This is a genomic window from Oleiphilus sp. HI0061 (assembly GCF_001635675.1).
Genome location: NZ_LWFE01000300.1, coordinates 1 through 539, shown reverse-complemented (window position 1 = coordinate 539; position 539 = coordinate 1). Strand labels below are relative to the sequence as shown.

1 protein-coding gene is annotated in these 539 nt (G+C 45.6%); it reads left to right on the top strand.

The window, feature by feature from the left end; all coding sequences use genetic code 11:
• Positions 1-539 (top strand): ABC transporter permease (locus A3735_RS30220; RefSeq protein ID WP_369820505.1); only part of this gene is annotated, 539 nt, incomplete at both ends.

Below are 539 nucleotides of genomic sequence, written 5' to 3'. Positions count from 1 at the left end.
TCGCTATGAATATACAAGCCTATGAATCGGATAGTTATAAAGCGGCACTCGAAGAAACCGGCTTCAAGAACTACCCGCTCTTTCCTATGGTTCCAGGGCGATTAACGCATATCAACGAACGCTATGTTCATGATGATGAAAAACTGAGTGAAGACCCGGCCCTTCAAAGAGATCTGGCGCTCACATGGAGTGAACAACTACCCGAAGGAAACAAAATACTGGAAGGTGTTTGGATAAATGATAAAAAGTCAGATGCGGCGAGCAAACAAGTTTCTATTGAATCGCGTTTAGCAGGGAGATTAGGTGTAAAGCTTAACGACACGCTTCGCTTCGAGGTGGCCGGACAAAGCTTCACAGTGACCATTACTAGTATTCGCAGTGTCGATTGGGGAACACTTAGTCCTAACTTTTATATGATTCTATCTGAGGCAGCGCTCCAGGACCTTCCGCTTAGTTACTTAACCAGTTTTCATGTCCCTTCTGGCAGCGAGGCAAAACTTACTAAGCTCATCCGCGAGTTCCCGACCATTACCTTACTC